Annotated in this window: 16 protein-coding genes; 8 read left to right on the top strand and 8 right to left on the bottom strand. The window is 61.0% G+C overall.

From position 1 onward, the window contains the following. The first annotated feature begins 288 nt into the window (after positions 1-288). From SINAC_RS09360 to SINAC_RS09350, 3 genes are all read left to right on the top strand, one after another. The gene (locus SINAC_RS09360) at positions 289-849 is read left to right on the top strand and encodes a DUF2617 family protein (RefSeq protein WP_015245440.1); all 561 of its coding nucleotides are present in this window, start codon (positions 289-291) and stop codon (positions 847-849) included. Between the two features lie 731 nt (positions 850-1,580). After that, the gene (locus SINAC_RS09355) at positions 1,581-2,768 is read left to right on the top strand and encodes an ADP-ribosylglycohydrolase family protein (RefSeq protein ID WP_015245439.1); all 1,188 of its coding nucleotides are present in this window, start codon (positions 1,581-1,583) and stop codon (positions 2,766-2,768) included. A gap of 167 nt (positions 2,769-2,935) precedes the next feature. Next, on the top strand, positions 2,936-3,466 hold the full coding sequence (locus SINAC_RS09350; protein ID WP_015245438.1) for a TPR end-of-group domain-containing protein: 531 nt from the start codon (positions 2,936-2,938) through the stop codon (positions 3,464-3,466). Between the two features lie 24 nt (positions 3,467-3,490). Here the strand turns inward: SINAC_RS09350 and SINAC_RS09345 are convergent, their stop codons facing one another. The 7 genes from SINAC_RS09345 to SINAC_RS09315 form a co-directional block, all read right to left on the bottom strand. Next, entirely contained in the window at positions 3,491-4,114 is a 624-nt protein-coding gene (locus tag SINAC_RS09345) for a hypothetical protein (RefSeq protein ID WP_015245437.1), read from the bottom strand. A gap of 218 nt (positions 4,115-4,332) precedes the next feature. Then, positions 4,333-5,508 carry a Spy/CpxP family protein refolding chaperone gene (locus SINAC_RS09340; protein ID WP_015245436.1) on the bottom strand — a complete coding sequence of 392 codons (1,176 nt, stop codon included), beginning with the start codon at positions 5,506-5,508 and terminating at the stop codon, positions 4,333-4,335. Between the two features lie 463 nt (positions 5,509-5,971). Continuing rightward, positions 5,972-6,727 carry an Ig domain-containing protein gene (locus SINAC_RS09335; protein ID WP_015245435.1) on the bottom strand — a complete coding sequence of 252 codons (756 nt, stop codon included), beginning with the start codon at positions 6,725-6,727 and terminating at the stop codon, positions 5,972-5,974. A 730-nt stretch (positions 6,728-7,457) separates the two neighbouring features. Further along, positions 7,458-8,048 carry a hypothetical protein gene (locus SINAC_RS09330; RefSeq protein ID WP_015245434.1) on the bottom strand — a complete coding sequence of 197 codons (591 nt, stop codon included), beginning with the start codon at positions 8,046-8,048 and terminating at the stop codon, positions 7,458-7,460. Between the two features lie 974 nt (positions 8,049-9,022). Then, the gene (locus SINAC_RS09325) at positions 9,023-10,297 is read right to left on the bottom strand and encodes a MotA/TolQ/ExbB proton channel family protein (protein ID WP_015245433.1); all 1,275 of its coding nucleotides are present in this window, start codon (positions 10,295-10,297) and stop codon (positions 9,023-9,025) included. 125 nt (positions 10,298-10,422) lie between these two features. Continuing rightward, complete coding sequence (locus SINAC_RS09320; RefSeq protein ID WP_015245432.1) at positions 10,423-10,965, bottom strand: L-2-amino-thiazoline-4-carboxylic acid hydrolase; 543 nt, start codon at positions 10,963-10,965, stop codon at positions 10,423-10,425. 88 nt (positions 10,966-11,053) lie between these two features. After that, positions 11,054-11,437, bottom strand: a complete 384-nt coding sequence (locus tag SINAC_RS09315) for a response regulator (protein ID WP_015245431.1) — start codon at positions 11,435-11,437, stop codon at positions 11,054-11,056. Between the two features lie 373 nt (positions 11,438-11,810). Between SINAC_RS09315 and SINAC_RS09310 the strand changes: the two genes are divergently transcribed. From SINAC_RS09310 to SINAC_RS09285, 5 genes are all read left to right on the top strand, one after another. After that, positions 11,811-12,803, top strand: a complete 993-nt coding sequence (locus SINAC_RS09310) for an alpha/beta hydrolase (protein WP_015245430.1) — start codon at positions 11,811-11,813, stop codon at positions 12,801-12,803. Positions 12,804-12,992: 189 nt separating this feature from the next. Next, positions 12,993-14,261: a M24 family metallopeptidase gene (locus tag SINAC_RS09300; RefSeq protein WP_015245429.1), complete on the top strand. Its 1,269-nt coding sequence runs from the start codon at positions 12,993-12,995 to the stop codon at positions 14,259-14,261. Positions 14,262-14,394: 133 nt separating this feature from the next. Then, positions 14,395-15,624: a DUF1559 family PulG-like putative transporter gene (locus SINAC_RS09295; protein WP_015245428.1), complete on the top strand. Its 1,230-nt coding sequence runs from the start codon at positions 14,395-14,397 to the stop codon at positions 15,622-15,624. Positions 15,625-15,755: 131 nt separating this feature from the next. After that, complete coding sequence (locus tag SINAC_RS09290) at positions 15,756-16,562, top strand: site-2 protease family protein (protein ID WP_015245427.1); 807 nt, start codon at positions 15,756-15,758, stop codon at positions 16,560-16,562. Continuing rightward, the gene (locus SINAC_RS09285; RefSeq protein ID WP_015245426.1) at positions 16,553-16,774 is read left to right on the top strand and encodes a hypothetical protein; all 222 of its coding nucleotides are present in this window, start codon (positions 16,553-16,555) and stop codon (positions 16,772-16,774) included. Before SINAC_RS09290 ends, SINAC_RS09285 begins: the two co-directional genes overlap by 10 nt. Before the next feature lie 20 nt (positions 16,775-16,794). On the opposite strand, the gene SINAC_RS09280 is transcribed toward SINAC_RS09285, so the two are convergent. Next, a complete protein-coding gene (locus tag SINAC_RS09280) occupies positions 16,795-17,121 on the bottom strand; it encodes a hypothetical protein (protein WP_015245425.1) in 327 nt (108 codons plus the stop codon). Positions 17,122-17,126 lie beyond the last annotated feature (5 nt).

Raw genomic sequence — 17,126 nt, 5'->3', positions numbered from 1 at the left:
GAATCTTACCGCGCCGGATGACCGGGTTTCAGGCCGAGAACCTCAAGGAGACTCGACAGATGTTCTCCTTGGTCCCGATCCAGTCGCGGAGGAGTGTACGAGCCTTCCCAGTCGCGGTCAAGGCAGGCTGATCGGTGGGAGAACCGACCGGATAGACACTTTGGAGGAGTAATACCGGCTTCATTTGCGAGGGAAGAAACCGCGATATAGAATGACTTCGAAGAGAAGAATTGAGCGTCTTGCGAGACTCCCAAGGAATTCAGTCCGGCGATGGAAGGAGTGACAGGCATGGGGGTGGGTTTCGGGCGTTCCCGGGTCGCCGATCTCGCGTTTCAGGTATTCGGCAGGGCAATCCATCCCGACTGGTTCACGGTCCGGGCTCATCGCAGGATTTCGCAGAACATCTGGGAGGCGGACATCCGGATCATCGAAGGGGGTCATTCGGTGATCTTCCGCTCGGGAGACGTCCGCGTCGCCGAAGTGCTCGCCGGTCCCGAGACGAGTCTCCCCGAGCCTGGTCTGCTCTTTCATTCGCCCGTCCGGCACGAGCGGTCCGCCTCACTCCACCCCGGTGCCGGCCTGGTCTACCAGACCTGCTTTGAAGTCGAGCGTGTCGACCCCGAGGTCTTCACTCACCTCTGTGATGAAATTACGCTCGACGCCCGACGCGGCCGGCTCTTCCACAGCTTTCGTCCGGTCGATCGGATGGCCCCCGCCCCGCTCACCCACCTGCACATCGAAGCGCGGGTCAAAGGCCTGTCGATCCAGTCCATCCATACATTCCCCGCAGAATGCGCCATTGTCCGGACGCAATCCCTCTTCGAACCACGGATCGCCCGTCCCACTTGAAAACGACCCGGGCACGCACACAAGTCGAGCCATCGAACGGATCTGTGGTGCATTGGGCGGAAGCTTGCTGACAAATTTGGGGCGAAAGAGTGGTAATTTTCCCCGTTTCTGCGTTTAATGTCCTCTCTACCTCTCCGGCCGACAACCCTTGGAACCGACTGATTATCGACACGGTTCTTCAAGGAGTCTTCGGCACGCCAAGCAGGGCCGACCTAACCTGGTTTCAAGCATCACACCGTTGCGAACGGTTGCGCGGCGAGTGACACGATGCGAACCCGGATTCGCACTGCCCGGGGTTGCTCTCGGCGGCCCGAGAGCGCCGATAGTATCCTCCGAGGAATGCCCCTCGGGATCGTTCCGAGGAAATTTCCGAACCGATCACGGCACGCCGGGTCTCAGGCTGAGAGATGGTCACGCCGCCCGTTCTATTCATCTGACCATCAAAGTCTAGCGAGACATTGAGAGGGAGCCGCACGATGACTACGACCTTGCGAGGGAAAAACGTGCGGGACTGGAAAAAAAACCGACGGGGCTCGGATGCTTCCTAAGTAGAACGTGGGACTCGCGCCCGTGTTGCCATGACGACGTCGCAAACGACCCGATGGCGAGCACTCGAGTAAAATTCCGTTGGCGTGGTTCGACCACGTGGTTACAGTTCGTTGCGTCCCGACGAGAAGGGGTCCGGCAGGGCATTTTGCCAATCGGCCCGAGATCCGAAGGAGCTTGTTTCGATGCCCCAATTGCCCCCGCTCGACCGTGCCCGGGGATCTCTGCTCGGGTTGGCCATCGGTGATGCCCTGGGGGCTCCGCTGGAAGGTCTTAGCGCCCAACAAATTCGCGCCCATTACGGCGTGGTGGTCGACTACGTCGACGGCGCTCGAGCCTGGAAGAAGAAGCCGTACCGCTGGCGAATGCCCGGTTTGTACTCGGACGACACGCAGCAAGCGCTTGCGCTCTGCGACATTCTGCTCGAGCGGAACCGGATCGAGGCCGATCCCCTGGCCGAACTCTACCTTCGCCTCGCAACCCCCAAGGGGTCGTACGTCGGCTCCCATCGTGGGGTGGGCCGAAGCTTCCGGCAGGTGCTCAGCGAGTTGGAACGCGGCGTGTCCCCTCGTCAGACAGGGCAAGTCTCGGCCGGAATCGGTGCGGCGATGCGGATCGCTCCGCTCGGCCTCTATTTCGGCAACGACGAGTCCGACGAGTTGTTCGCATCGGTCATGGCGGCCAGCCTGATCACGCACCGCGATATCCGCAGCCTCGCCGGCGCGATGGCGGTCGCACATGCCGTCCGCCGCATGGCCAACGGCGACGCGCGAAATCCGTCATTCCTGCTCTGGGTGGCCGCCGACGTCGCTCGAAGCGAGGACAAGATCGCCGCCCTCTACGGCGATGTCGTCACCTCGCTCAGCGCCCATCCTCGGAGTATGTCACGGTCGATCGCCCATGCCGAGTCACTCCTCGACCTACCCCGCGACCGCGCCCTGGCCGCCCTCGTCGAGGAGGCCAACCGGCATGGTGCCGAGCCAACCTGCAAGCGGGCGACGATGGGCTTCCCCCCCGCCTGTATCCCCACCTGCCTCTATCTCTTGCTGACCACCGATAGCTTCGAGGAGGCAATCATCGAGGTGATCAACCTCGGTGGCGACGCCGACACCACAGGGGCCATTCTTGGTGCCCTGCTCGGTGCTCACTACGGGGTCGACGCAATCCCCGATCGATGGCTGGCTCGACTGCAAAATCGAGATGGCATCGAACTGCGGGCCGAAGCCCTGATCCGCCGCTCGGCCGAAGGACTGGAGATCCCCGACCTCGTCGAGAAAGAGCATGAACTGAGCGCCATGGAAGGTGCCTGCCGCGAGCGGCTGCTCACCCACTCCCAGAATGGCGGCGACCTCGGCGCCAATCGCCGACTTTGACCGACCCGCGACCGTTGTTGGCATGGAGGAAGAGACAACGCAACAGTCTCTTCCTTACCCCTTTGTTTTCGGGTAAACTGTCGCAACGGTTTCATAGGTACGTTCGTCGACCTTCGAGGGAGTGAAGGGAACGGGTGGGAAGTTTGTTGAGGGGAGACGGCGGGGCGATGAGCCGGATCATCCGCGACCCAATTAAGCGGCAACTTGACGAGGCAGAGGGCTATCTGATGCTCAATCTGCCTCGCAAAGCCATTGAGATCCTCGAACGCCGGGCCGACTGGGCAACGATGCAGTTCGAGGCCAGTTTCCTGAGCGGCGAAGCCCTGCGCTCGCTGGAACGTTACCGCGAAGCACTCAAACCGCTGGAAGTGGCCGCGGCCCTAAAACCGGCCGACATCGGCGTCGCGATCGCCCTCGGCTGGTGCTACAAACGCACGCAACGTCTTGCACAGGCCATCGACTCCCTGGAGCGTGCCGCCCGGCATAATGCCAAGACGCCCCAGCCGCTCATCCACTACAATCTCGCTTGTTACTGGAGCTTGGCCGGCAATGCGTCCAAGGCACTTGATGAGCTGACCGTGGCTCTCGACCTTGAGCCGGAGCTCCGCTCTCTCATCCCCGCCGAGCATGACTTCGACAAACTCCGAGGCAACCCGGAGTTTGAGCGACTCACCATCGGTCCCGCCCCGCTGGCCTAATCCGCGGATCATCGCCCGGGGCGTTCACTTCGTCTTTTTGTCTTCGGCGTGAGTCAGTTGAAGCTGAACCGGTTGGCCCAGCATCGCCTTCCAGCGCAGCTTCTGCGCCTCGGAAAGCACAGCGAGCGTCTGACGAGCCAATTCACCTTCGACGGAACTCGTGCGCTCACCTTTGGTGCGGCGGCGATTCGATTCGTCAACGGCCTTTTTCAGAGTCGTGAGCTGTTCGGGCGTTAAGTCCAAGAATTCCGCCACCGCCGGTCGGCTGACCAACGCGGACGGTCCTTCCCATTGGAGATCGATCTGGATGATCCGCTTCCGCTGGGTCTCGGACAGCCTGGTCTCGAACCATTGGCGTTGCTGCTCGTCGATCGCACGCCGTTCGGCAATCGCCTTCTCCCCGTTGAGTCCGCGCAGCCCGTTGGCCTTGTTGTAGAGCTCGCTGATCGCGGCCTCGGCGTCGTCAACCTGGGTGCGACTCAACTGGAGGTCGGCCTGGACGTCGCGACGGCTCAGGAGAAGCAAGGGGGCAGTCCGAATTCCAAGGCGGCTGTCAGGAAGCGCCTCGGTGCCTGCGCAGCAGGGCGAATTGGCGAGTGCCATGCTTAGTAGAAGCGCAGACGCAACGGCGGTCATTCCCTGACGCATGGCCGGATTCCCTCCCGCAAACCAGATCAATCCGATCCTTCACGACCTTCGCTCCGCCGTTATACGAGGATCAGGCCAACGGGGGAAGATCAGACTCGAGCCTGGCGCACATCGCAAAAGGCCCAGACATTGCCCCGCCCCGCGCAGACAGAAGCCCGACCTCCGATCGGAAAAAAAGGTCGGGCTTCCGGGTGGCTGACAAAGGGACCAGGCGAGGCTCAGGTGCTCCGTTTGGTCTTGGCTGCGGTCTTCTTCTTTGAGGCCGAGCTCTTCTTGCTATTCGCAGATTCCTTGGCGGCGTCGGCCTCCTCTTTCTCCTTTGCCGCAGCGGCTTCGGGATCGTAGTTGCGATCCAACTTCGCCAGGTCGAAGGGGGGGCCTTGCATCTTCTGGAAATTCTGATGCTGCTTCTTGGTCAACGTCTTGCCAATCATGGCAATCGACTGATCCTGAAGTTTTGTGCTCTGCTTCGTCATCGCCTCGCGACTCTTATCCATCTCCGCTTTAAATTGAGGATCCTGCTGCACTTTGGCCTGGAAGGCTCGAAAGTCGAATCTTCCATCCGCGGACTGGAAACCGGCCATCTGGTCTCGCCCCTGGGTGAACAGATTCCGCTGCGCCTGTTGTCGCTCATCGACGATCATGGCGATTTGCTCAATCTGCATCGGGCTCATATTCAACTTCGTCTGCATTTCAGGCTTGGTGACCGCCATCGGGCCTTCTTGTTGCAGTTGGATCTGATGAATTCGATCGCGCTGGGACTTGTTCAGAATCTTGCCAAGCGCCGCGTCGGTTTCCGCCTGCTGGCGTTCAAACATCGCCCGAAAGTCCGCACCACCGCCGTTGGGTCCGTTGCCAAAGCCATTGCCATTGTTCCCGCCACGCTGGCCCCGAGCCGCCGCTCCGCCGTTGGGATCGGCCCCCTTGGCAACGTCACCAGCCTTGGTCGCATCGCCATTTTTGGCGGCAGGACCACCTCGCGTGCGCCCGCCACGCCCTTTGGTCGACGGGGCATCGGCCTTCGCAGCGTCCCCGGCAGGGGGAGTCGCTCCCGCTGCGTTGGCAGTGGGATTGCCTCCTCCGTTGCGCTGCTGTGCAAACGAATCCCGTTGCGCTTTGCGTTGCTCGTCAATCTTGTCGGAGAGCGCCTTGACCTGCTCCTTCTGGGAGTCGGTCAACTTAAGATCCTCTTGCACATATTTATTGGAAGCCAAAGTCAATGGCGACGAAATCCGGTTCCGGCCGCCAAAGCCGCCAGGACCTCCACCACCACGGCCGCCACGATTACCACCGCCACCACCGCCGCCCGGAGCCTGAGCTTGGCTCACGGATTGCGCAAGTAGGACGACAATGACGAGTCCCATGCTTAATAAGAACGCGCGAAGTCGGGACATCTCTGCCTCCTAGGGGAATGACGCCTGGTTGTAACCAATGCGCAGAAGGGTGCCGCAAACGAATATAGGATGTAGCGCCATTCATGATCCGTGCGCCCCAGAATCCTTGGGGATTCTCGAACGTCCCCTCACTTTGAAGGATCCATGAACGTCGTGAGCGAGCACAAGGCCGTTGGCCCGGCGACCCCCACCTCGCGAGAGAGGGGGGAATCACCAGCACCAGGGTCGTCGCCACGTCAGGCTTAGAGTCTGTCCCAGAAGGCAAATCCTATCGGTGCTTTTCGATCATCTTTCGGGTGCCACGGGTTCCGTACTCGGACCCCGTGCGGGAAATCCTTGGCCGGGGCGCACGGGGTCCGAGTACGGAACCCGTGGCACCCAGCGTCCTTCCTTTCCCTAATGAAGCCTGACCTTCCGAGACAGACACTGAGATGGGTCATTCCCGCTCTTCTGAGCGGCGGGATCAGGCGCGTTGCTGCACCAGCCAGACGGCGAGGGTTGCCGCTGCGCCGATCGAAGCCAGGCGGACCATCCAGCGGTAGGAGGTAAAGCGGCGGCGAACGTTGCGTTCGAGGTCGTCCTCTGCAGACTGCGAGGCGAGGGAATGGCGCTGAAGGCTCGCCAGGGTGTTCATCCCCACGAGATAGACGAGCCAGAGAATCAGGAAGCCGACCCCCTGCTCAAGCCAGGCACGCCAGGGAATGGGCGGCAGGTGCGGGGCCCATTTCGAGGGAGTCGTCAACGGCCGATCGGATTCGTAAACGACGAGACGTGTGGCTTGGCTCGTCCGATCCATTCCGTCGGTCGCGCGGAGCAAGAGCGCGGCCGGTTCCGGCGTGCCGACCCGAGGCGTACCCCGAAGCTGGGCCGAGGTCGGGTCAAACGTCAGGCCGTCGGGAAGCTTGCCGTCGATCGCCCACCGAATGGGTCCACTCCCCCCCGTCGAGGCCAGCGCCACGACATAGGGCCGGCCTGCAATCGCCTCGGGAAGCATTTCCGGAGTGGCGATCGCAAGCGGAGTCGGGGCGGCTTTCTCCTCTCCCCCTTCTGATGAAGGGAGGTCGATGGCCTTGGGCAAAAGCGCCATGATGACCATGGTCAGCAGTAAGATAAAAAGAAGTGCGCCCGTGAGCTTGGTCACGACAACCGCGACGAACGAATCCTCGCCCGAACCGCCGAACTCCAGGCCGCCATGGCCACCTCGCCGTGATCGACGCATCTTTCCTCCTTCAAGCGGCCCGGAACGTGTCGTAACCCTGGCCCTGACCGGTAGCCCGCTCGTCGAACGTCTTCTTCATGATGTCTTGCCCCAAGAACAAGAGTTGTCTTATGCTTGGGTTTGCGGGGGGGTCAAGTCGAGCGTTATTGGCTCACCGACCTTCGGGAAGAACTCAAGCCTCTCAAGGATTGATCGGTTCTGGTTACCCCGCGCGTTAGGATTTTGACGGCAGTAGACCACAATCTTCGAGAGGATCTTACCTAGAGCCTCTCAAAGCTTCTTCAAGATCCCTGATTGAGTCACCAACTCCTTGAGAGTTCCCCAACCCGTTCCCGTAATTTTCGTGCAATGGGATAAGCTGGGACTCTCGATCGGTAATCTCGGCTTGTACCCTTTCGATGTCTTTGAGCATGATTGCATCAGCTTCACTGCCAGAGGTCAGGCCAATTCTCCCAAAGGACAGTTGTCTTCGGCCTTGCTCGAAGTTCGGTGACCTCTTCTCTACACCCTGCCGTCGTTTCTTCAAAGATCAGTTGGTAACTGCACCCGTTGCGGCGGCCATGGCCGCGTGCCGGTGCGCCCAGGACGGAGGTCTGCCCGTCATGCCGGGGGAAGGGTGTGGTGGCCACAGGAGAGGGCCGGGCGATCATCGGGTTACTCGGGGTCGCGGGGCTGGATGAGCTACTGCCGGAGAGGTGAACGGATCGCAAGAAGGTAGCCCTCCTCTCCGCTACAAGCCCATCGCTTCAAGATTCGAGCGAAAGGCGGCCAGCCTCGCGGACTTCCTCACCTTGGTCACGAGCGAGTCTAAACCCAGGAAGCAGAATGTGGTCACCCTGACGGAGGCCGGGGAAACCAGGCATTTGATCAACGGTTCCTGGAGCAGAGAGGGGATCTCTGTCAGAACGACCGGGTTGGGGTAATTCCCTGGGTTTTCTAGCTGCTGTTCCTTCTGTAGCTGCGAGAAAAACGTAATTTGCTCTTTTGTACGGTTCGCGGCGTAAGTGTAGGGGCCCATCGGCATCCGGATCTCTGGATGGGCCAGTTCGCACATCTCCATCAGGGCGTCAGCATCTTCGAAGCACGCCCGTTGCTCTTTGGAGGAGTATCCCAGCGAACGTTGCCAAAAGGCGGGCCAGAAGGGCCGGTTTCTTATGCCCACGACCCAGGCGGGGCCATTGCCCATCTTTAAAATGAACGAGTGCAAGTGCGGTACACCGTAGCGGTGAGCCTGCCAGGCAGCGACCGTTAGATGCAGGGCGAGGCCGGAGCAAAGGACGATGACCATCATCTGCTTGATCGTGAAGGCTGGAAGTCGCATCTAATCCTCCTTGTTGCGTGGCTGATTTGTGGGGCATTTGACCCCAGCAGTGCAGTTTGGGTGATGCCTTTGCCCCGGGCTGTCCGGAGTGGAGAGACGTTGGCGATCCGGGCGTCCCGGCGATTCCCCTCCGCTGTTCGCAGGCATAAAAGGCTGTTCCAGGCGATTGCGGTTCCCCTCCAAAGCTCGCTTTCGCTCGGTCGCGAAGTGGCGACTGCTTAAAGGCACTTTTTGTTTGGTGGGCAACCCTGGCTGACTCAACGTCATACATATTGGCTACCACCATGATTATGGTATAATCACAAGAAAGCCACAGAACGTTACCAATGCCTTCTGTTGAGGAGTCACGACGTGGACGGGAATCGGATCAGAGAGTACGAGGGGATCGGGCTCAAGGCGCTCGTCACGGCGGCTTACTGACTTCGACGTCCACGACGTCCGCGACCATACAAATGCACGCGTTACTCGCGCGTGTTGCTTCAAAGTAGACTCTGCATTAGTTCTGTCCGCGGACGTTGAGGACGTCTAAGACGTTAAACAAGGAGAGAGACTTGTGAGCGGTCTCCAGAAATCCAGCGCGACCTTACCGGCCTGGTTGCAGGAGCTTCAGCCTCCCCCGGTGGCCTGCTTGCCTGCCTCCTGAGCGGTTGCGACCCGCGAGGAGCCCTCACCACTTCCCTGGCGTCTTCTCCTGGCCGCCTGGCGCGCGTTGGGGCCATCGCGCGAACGCCCTCGAGTCCCAGGGCCTTCGGCTGGCGTGCGGCCGAGGGGCAGACCTTTACCGAGATCCTGCAAACGAAGCGCCGGGTGAAGCCTGACCTTCCGAGACAGACACGGAGCAGGACGTGAGTCCCGTGAAATCAAAACGAGCATGGCCGCCAAGACGACCATGCTCACGAAACCGAAGACGGCGGTAGAAGTCACGAGTGGAACGAAACGTACGAGTGTTTGTCCAAGCAACCATCGATACTGGTCTACGCGGCATCGTCCTTTGCAACAGAGAACCCTCTGTTACCGGAATCGAACATCTTCTTCACGATGTTGCGATAGAGGGCATTCCCTTGCTCCATGCTGACGTTCAGCAGGTCGATTGCATCTTTGAGGCTGTTCAAGGTCCGCGCTAGTTGATCCTGAGTGTTCCGGCTCGATCGCTCATAGGCCAAGGCCCACGAGTTCGACAGGGCCTCGATCGCCGCACAGGTGCGGTCGATCCCGCGCTTGATCTCCTCGAACTGGTCGGCCGAGCCCGCCTGATCGCTGAGCGTGGTCTCGATTCGCCCCAGGGCGGCGACGCCCCGGCGAAGTGTGTCGCCGGCTGCCCCCAAGGCCTCAAGCTCAGCGCCGATCCGGCCAATCGACTCGGCCCCGCGCTGAAAGCCGGACATCGAGTTGGGCAGAAGATCGATCGAGCGAGCGAACTGCTCGATCTGGGTGCCAAGTCGCGCGCTCCACTGCGCGGCCATCGTGTCCGCCCCGCCCACAGCCTGCGGCTCGGCGGCACCCACGCGAGGCAGCACGAATTCGACGATCCAGCGATCGACGCGTGCAAGCAGGTCTTCGGATCGACGGAAGACCAGCGTCTGGACGAGCATCAGTGCCGCACTCAGGAAGAGAGCGAGCAGGGTGCTATCAAACGCAATTTGCAGGGCCGACGTCACCCCGGTCAGGTTGTTCATGAACCCATCGAGGTCCTTGACCATCGGCAAGACCTTGCTGATATTCATCAAGGCCTTGGAGATGCCCTCGACGGTCCCGATGAAACCGATCACCGGCAAGAGATAGAGGATGTAACGGGTGAGGGTGAACCGGCCCGCGGAATGTTCCTGATCGAGGGCCGAGGCTTCCCGATTCAACTCCATCATCTGCGAGACGGACGGAGAGCCGGTCTCTTCGAGGTACGTCGTGAGCTGACGAACCCGGACTGGCAAGAGCCTCCGCTCCTCAAGGGGGATCGCGGTCGAGGCGGCTTCGCCCTCGCCGATCGAGCCGCAGGCAGCCTTGACGGTGTGGAGGAGAGCGGGAACCTCTTCGAATGCCTGCTCGTTCGCCCAAAGCTTGGCGAGTTCGCGGGTCAGCGCAATCACCGCCCAGAAGTAGATGGCGGTTCCAACGTATTGTTCCCAACCCCGCTCGAACATGAGCGTTGGGTTGAAAATCATCAGGCCGATCGGGAAAGCCAGGGCCAGACCCAGCATCGCAAGCGTGCCGGAGTAAGACATCCTGGAAGTGCCGTGAGCTCCGCTCGGCATGGGAAAGCCCCTTCCGTTGTGGGCCAATCAGACCTGTCGAGCGTGGCCGCTCGTCATCCTGACGAAGTTCGGTCAGCCCCCCCTACCATCGCGTTAATCGGCAAATTGTCCAGACGACTTGAGAATCAAGGGACCTGATCCGGGCTCGGCACGGTCGGTGAATCCCCTTCGTGCGGGGCGTGCGAGGCATCCGGCTCCGAAGCCGCGACAAACCGGAAGTTGCAGAAAGGGGCGCCTTCCATGAGGGTCTGAGTGCGCGAGAGCCGGATCGCGGGGTTGAATCCCTCGACCAGGGAGAAATCGCGCTGGCACGAGAGACTCGAGCCCAGGTCGGCCAGCCCCAAGGCGCGGTACATCTCGGCATAGCGACAGCGTGTCACATTAAACGAGAGACGCTCTTCGGTCCTCTCGAGCATTTCAAACTCAAGCGCTCCCCCCTCCCGCCAGCGATCGAGGCTTCCCGAAAAGGCGGCGAGGGTCGCTTCGCCCAACTGCGCCGCGAGTTCAGTACCGCTCTGACGGGCCAGGTCGGAGATGACGCGGCGAAGCAAGGACAAGGTTTTCTCCTCGCCAAGCTCGTCACGAACCGCATGGATGATTGGACCGACGATGCGTGCTTCGATCTCGCGTTGGTGGAGAAGACTGAGTCGGTGGGTGTCGGACGACATCAGGGGCAGGCTCCGCGAACCCGACAGAAACGCGAACGGATCGCCGTATGCCCTTCATTCTAACCGCTAGCGGCTGCGCTTGGTACGATCAAACCGGAATCGCGCGTAACCGATCCAGGAGTGTGGGCAGGTCGATCGGTTTGGTCACGAAGTCATCGGCTCCCGCTGCTCTGGCGCGTTTCTCGGACTGCCCCGACGAGTCGGCCGTGATCGCGATCACTGGAAGGTTGGCCGTCTCCGGATTGGCGCGAAGCCGCCGAATGAGCTCAACACCATCCATGATGGGCATCGCCAGATCGGTCACCACCAGTTGAGGGCGAAACGTCCCCACGCACTCCAGCGCTTCACGACCGTCCGTCGCTTCCATAACCTCGAAACCATGCATGCGAAGCAGACGACCGAACGCATAGCGCAGGAAGGGAGCGTCCTCCACTAAAAGTAATCGAAGCGTCCTCCCGTAAGAATCCCACATGGGATCAACTCCAACTGTAAAGGGCTGAACTCGGGGCACAGCTCGTTCGAAGCCCTCCCCGTTGGACACGAGCATGGCAGACGCAGATTCACAAACTCCGCCACCGTATTTCCCAGGCGGTCAAGCTCGAAACGAATTAGACAGCAAACTTCAGGCCAAGAAGTCGTTCTTGCTCAGATCTAGAAAAAAAGACGTGACTTGGCCGGGTGTCACGGGCATTGACCTTACCCAGTCATCGCGATCGTTGTGGAGCTCATTTCGGAGCGATCCAAGATGCTGCCGGTTCCTTGCTCAAGGCGGGTAGTCGCGCCTACGATGAAATGACTCCCACTGGATTCCAGGCTCGCTGAGGAATGCTCCGGAGGAACACCCCATGATGTCGACAACTTGGCACCCACTCCCGGCGAGACTCCATTACGGAACCAGCCTGATTCGTACGATCGCATGGCTGGTTCTGCTCGGAGTGACGGCAATCTTGGTACGAGCGGAGGCACACCGAACCACGCTGCCGGAGTCGGTTGCGGAGCACCTCGATATCGTCTATCGGAGCGTCGCCGGCCGTGAGGTCCGGCTCGACGTCTACCTGCCCACCGCCCCTCCCCCTCAAGGAGGCCGCCCGGCCGTGGTGACCATTCACGGCGGTGGCTGGCGTGGCGGAAGTAAGCGAGACATGAAGCTCATGTCGATCCAGCTCGCCGAGCACGGTTACGCCGTGGTGGCCATCGACTATCTCCTCTCCCGTCCTGGTCGGCCGAGTTGGCCAGGCAACTTCGAGGACACCCGGGAGGCTGTCCGCTGGGTCCGTCGCCACGCCGCCGACTATGGGGTGAATCCGGATCGAATCGCCGCCTTGGGGGTCTCGGCGGGGGGGCATCTCGCCGCCTTGCTCGGAACTTATCCCGACGGCCCCGTCGATCCGGACGCCCGCGACCGGTCCTCGGCGTCCGCTTCCCCGTCTCCATCCGCCGTCTCCGCGCGGGTCCAGGCAGTCGTCGATCTCTATGGTCCAGCCGACCTGCTCGCATCCCGATCCTCCCTCCCCTTACCCTCGACTCCCGTGACCCTAATGCTGGGCGGAACGCTCAAAGAAATGCCGGGACGCTACGAGGCAGCCTCGCCCGTCCACCACGTCTCGCCCGAGGATCCGCCGATGCTCCTGATCCACGGTCGTGACGATCGGCTCGTCCCTCTCGAGCAATCCCAGGCGCTCGCCGCCACGCTTGCCGAAGCCGGGGTCGCCCATCGCCTGATCGAGGTCGACAACGCCGCCCATGGTTTTGGATTCCACGTCCCAACGCGCAATATTCTGCCCGATGTGCTTGCCTTTCTCGCCTCAGTGTGGAACCCTACACACAGCGAGCGTTAAAATGGAGGGGTTGCGGCGATCATCCACGGTCCCGGCGGGGAAGGAATTCAGTTTCCAAAACTCCTTGCATTTTTTTGCTCGACTTGGAACGATTAGTGAATCCTTTCCGCAACAGGCACTCGGTTTCGAGCCGGAGGTTCGCCGAGGAGCCTTGTTTCGCGTTCGATCACGCAAAATGGAGGCGGCGTAGTGGATTCCAACACCCCAATGGGTGGGATGAACGCGCCCATCTCGGAACCGCTGGACTTGATCGATAACCTCGATCGGGTCCTCCATACCGCGGGCGATCGCCCATCCACCGACACGTTGCCGGCCTTGATCGATCCTGCCCTGGATTTCGCCGACCGCAAACTGACGCGGCGCCGGGAGGATATCGAGGAAAAGCATCGTCGGATCGCCGCCTTCCTCGACACGACAGGGCATGACGCAGTCGTGCTCGGACGGGGCGACTCGGTTTCCTGGTTCACCTCAGGAGGTGACCTGGGGCAGGATCTCAGCTCCGAGGTGAGCACGGTCTTGCTCTACATCAACCGAGGCAGCCGGGCCGTCGTGACCGACAACGTGCAGAGCGCCCGGGTCTTCGAGGAAGAGTTGGCGGGCCTCGGCTTCCAGCTCAAGGAACGCCCTTGGTTCGAAGACCCGAGTCGAGTCATCGACGAGTTGGGCCACAACAAGCGGCTGGCCTGCGACCTGGCCCACTCCCCGCGCCCCTGGCCGCGTGACGGCGACCCGTTTCGCGCCATGCGCCGCCCACTGACCTCCCTCGAGCGGCAACGGCTTCGTGAGCTGGGCCGGACCCTGACCTTGGCGGTCGAAGCCACTTGCCGGAACTTCGTGCGCGGGGAAACCGAAGCCGACATCGCGGGCCACCTCGCCCATCGTTTAATCCGCGAGGGCGTCGTCCCCGTCGACATGCGAGTCGCAGGTGACGACCGGCTCGAGCGCTTCCGCCAGCCGACGTTCAAAGCGGCGTCCATCGACAAACGGGTCACCATCACCGCCACGGGCCGCCGCTTCGGGCTCTGCGCCACGGTCTCACGAACGGTCTCGTTCGGGCCTGTCGACGAGAAGTTCGGTGCCTGCCACGCGTTGGCCGCCATGATCGACGCGACCTGCATCTATTTTTCCCGCGACGGCGAGACCGTCAGCGAAGTCGCGCGACGATCGAAGCGGATTTTTGAAAAATACGGACGCGGGCACGAATGGACGCTCGATTATCTCGGTTTCGTAACCGGCTACACCCCCCGCGAGTCGCTCCTGCTCCCTGATAGCCAGCTCGTCCTCACCCACGGGATGCCCCTTTGCTGGAGCCCAAGCATCGGCCCCGCGCGCTCCGGCGACACCTTGGTGGTCGACCGTCGCGGCTACGAGGTCGTCACGACCGCCCAGAACTGGCCGCAAATCGATGTGGCCGTCAAGGGTTTCGTGATCCCACGTCCGGGGATTCTGGAACGCTGATCCGTATTTTGAGGCCGAGCTTCCGAGCGAAACACAGAGAGCCTGCACCACTCCGATCGCTTGATACGGCCTATCTCACTCGATCGTTCAATCAAGAGCCTCTTCCGGAAAAGATCACGGGGGAAACTCGAGCGTGCTGATCCATGGCTGTCCTCATCGTGGGATCAAGGTCATCGACCTGATGGTCATTGTCTTGATCATCGGCCTCGGGTTCGCGTTGCTCCTTCCCCCCATCATGGCCGCGCGCGAGGCAGGTCGCCGAACACAGTGCGCGAATAATTTGAGACAGCTCGGTCTCGGCTTGCTGAATTTCTCCTCGAGCAAAAACCGGTTTCCAAACGCAGGGACGTTTTTCGACGACCCGCTCGTTCATGGCGGAACCCCGGCCAATTCGATCATCGCTCGGTCGATCGAGAATCCCGCCTCATTCCATGGAAAAGCTGACGCCTGGCTTCGCAACTGGATCGTCGACATACTTCCCTATCTTGACGCAAACGATCAATCGAACTTCTGGCGCTTTGATGAGTCCTACCTGAGCAGGAAAGGGCTCAATCCGGCATCGCCGTCGCCAAACAACTTCGAAGTCAGTTCGACGGCCCTCGGTGTTCTGAAATGCCCCAATGTTAGAACGCCGAAGCGCGGCCAAGGAATTCTAAGCTACGTTGTCAACGGAGGATACTCGCGCTGGCACGCAATCCCGTTAAGCTGGAATGGCGGGAAGAGGGATGGGCAATCAAAGAATGGTCAACAGCTCCGATGGACTCCTCCCGGAAGCACCTGGCAAGAGACCCAGGCGGTCAGTCATAAGCTTGGAGTCATGTTCCTGGGTACACACACGGGCGACCAGCCCTGGGACATCGCCACGGGACCGAACGACATCTCCGACGGATCAAGTATGACCCTTCTCCTCGCCGAGAATACGCTGGCAGGCTATTCCCCAGGGACGCGTTATTCAGGAGGAATCCCCACCAATTGGGCCTGCCCCCTGCCGAACTTCTGCATGTTTCTCGCGTCCGATGACGTTTGCCAATCCGCTCGATCGACGACCGATTGCCTGGCCGGGTCCTTGGAACCGGGCCCATCCGGCATGGATGGCAAAGGCTGGGCCTGGGCGAATCGGCCAGGGACATACGAGAATATTGGCTATGGCCAAAATCTGAGCGTCGAGGGCTCGTTCCCGTTCGCCAATAGCGGCCACTCCAATGGCGGCAACTTCGTTTTTTGCGACGGAGCGACCCGCTTCCTCAGTAACTCGATCGACGGCACGGTTTATGCCAAACTGATTAGCCCAGCGGGGGGACAACTTCCCCCGTCTCTGCTCCAAGGCCCATTAGCGCTCGACCGTTGGGAGCAGGCTCCATGAGTGCCTGCTCTCATTGGCACGAAATCTCATTCAAGTAATGGTTTATTGTCAGTCGGGTTGAACATTCCTCACTCGAAGTGCGAAGTACTATAGAGAAGTGAAGGGTCCGCCCTTCGAGAAAGGAAAATCTCATGCAAAGTTCTTGGAAGTTGGGCCGGTGGGCGGGAATCGACGTTTACCTCCACTCGACCTTCATGCTGATCCTGGCCTACGCAGGCATGGTGCTGGGCGGGTTCCCGGCGATCTTGCTTGTGGTGGCAGCCTTTAGCTGCGTCCTACTCCATGAATTTGGCCATGCGCTCATGGCCCGTAGATTCGGGATCGAGACAGAGGATATCACCCTCTACCCAATCGGTGGCGTGGCCAGGTTGCGGCGAATGCCAAAGTCGCCCGGGGCCGAGATGGCGATTGCCCTGGCTGGCCCCGCAGTGAACGTCGTGATCGCCGCGATCCTGGCCCTCGTGTTGGGACTCGGCCTGTTCGATGGACCGGGAACCCCTGTGATCCTGGGTGCGTTCGCCATGAACCTGCTGTCGATCAACATCGTCTTGGTGTTGTTCAACATGATCCCCGCCTTCCCGATGGACGGTGGACGCGTGTTGCGAGCCGCGTTGAGCGGCTGGCTGGGCCGGGTCCGGGCAACGATGATCGCAGCATCGATCGGCCGTGGGCTGGCCACCTTGTTCGGCCTCTACAGCCTGGTACATGGCGACTGGTTCCAGGTCATCCTGGCGATGTTTATCTACGTCGTGGCCGGAGCCGAGTTGAGGCAGGTGCTTGCCGAGGGGCGCTCGGATTCCGATTCGGACTCGCATAATGGCTCAGATGACGTCTGGGTCGCTCCGCCTGGCTTTCGCTGGGTCAGCCGCGGCAAAGGCGTCTGGCAGCTCGCCCCGATCGTGGTCCATACCTCCAACCGACCATCGCCATGGCGCTGATTCCGATCGTTGAGCTTGGAGTCGCCGAAGCCTACGAGATTCTCACCGTCCGCTTCGGCCTGATTGACCTGCCCCCTCTCGAGGCGATCGAGAACGAGGATTGGGGGCGTGACTTCCTCCTTAGCCAATTCCAAGACCTGCCCGCCAAGGCTCTCGCCGAGGCGGGCCTTTCTTGGGATGACCTCGCAACAAACGAGCCGGCCGATCGTTGAGCGGACGGATCAAGCGATCGTCAGACGCCCCAGGGGCGGACCATTCCCGAGGCACTCAACGACTCGTCATCCTCAGCAACAATCTGGAACCGGAGACCCGGCTCGACCGGGACCGGCCGCGACAATCTGAGGCTCAGGCAGGTGCAATCGCGTTCGTCGAACGACCCCAGCGGCGTTCGGTCACGAACGGTCGCCCAGACATCGGCGGTTCGGATTCGGACCCGCCACGTCGTCCCTGGCAAACATTCGAGCAAGAACGTGTCCGCCTTCGCCGGGTCGTTGACCGTCACCAGGGCCTCGATCCGGTCGACCTCACGCGCATCGGGAACCTGCGGTGAATGTGACATGGGTA

This window comes from Singulisphaera acidiphila DSM 18658, from assembly GCF_000242455.2.
Lineage (GTDB): Bacteria > Planctomycetota > Planctomycetia > Isosphaerales > Isosphaeraceae > Singulisphaera > Singulisphaera acidiphila.
The sequence above is the reverse complement of the archived record's forward strand: the minus strand, read 5'-3'. Positions and strand labels throughout refer to the sequence as shown.

Bases quoted from the DNA above. Each gene is read 5' to 3' on its own strand.
- SINAC_RS09355 (WP_015245439.1), top strand. From the start codon at position 1,581: ATGCCCCAATTGCCCCCGCTCGACCGTGCCCGGGGATCTCTGCTCGGG.
- SINAC_RS09335 (WP_015245435.1), bottom strand. From the start codon at position 6,727: ATGCGTCGATCACGGCGAGGTGGCCATGGCGGCCTGGAGTTCGGCGGT.
- SINAC_RS09350 (WP_015245438.1), top strand. From the start codon at position 2,936: ATGAGCCGGATCATCCGCGACCCAATTAAGCGGCAACTTGACGAGGCA.
- SINAC_RS09340 (WP_015245436.1), bottom strand. From the start codon at position 5,508: ATGTCCCGACTTCGCGCGTTCTTATTAAGCATGGGACTCGTCATTGTC.
- SINAC_RS09330 (WP_015245434.1), bottom strand. From the start codon at position 8,048: ATGCGACTTCCAGCCTTCACGATCAAGCAGATGATGGTCATCGTCCTT.
- SINAC_RS09280 (WP_015245425.1), bottom strand. From the start codon at position 17,121: ATGTCACATTCACCGCAGGTTCCCGATGCGCGTGAGGTCGACCGGATC.
- SINAC_RS09320 (WP_015245432.1), bottom strand. From the start codon at position 10,965: ATGTCGTCCGACACCCACCGACTCAGTCTTCTCCACCAACGCGAGATC.
- SINAC_RS09310 (WP_015245430.1), top strand. From the start codon at position 11,811: ATGATGTCGACAACTTGGCACCCACTCCCGGCGAGACTCCATTACGGA.
- SINAC_RS09285 (WP_015245426.1), top strand. From the start codon at position 16,553: ATGGCGCTGATTCCGATCGTTGAGCTTGGAGTCGCCGAAGCCTACGAG.
- SINAC_RS09315 (WP_015245431.1), bottom strand. From the start codon at position 11,437: ATGTGGGATTCTTACGGGAGGACGCTTCGATTACTTTTAGTGGAGGAC.
- SINAC_RS09360 (WP_015245440.1), top strand. From the start codon at position 289: ATGGGGGTGGGTTTCGGGCGTTCCCGGGTCGCCGATCTCGCGTTTCAG.
- SINAC_RS09290 (WP_015245427.1), top strand. From the start codon at position 15,756: ATGCAAAGTTCTTGGAAGTTGGGCCGGTGGGCGGGAATCGACGTTTAC.
- SINAC_RS09325 (WP_015245433.1), bottom strand. From the start codon at position 10,297: ATGCCGAGCGGAGCTCACGGCACTTCCAGGATGTCTTACTCCGGCACG.
- SINAC_RS09345 (WP_015245437.1), bottom strand. From the start codon at position 4,114: ATGCGTCAGGGAATGACCGCCGTTGCGTCTGCGCTTCTACTAAGCATG.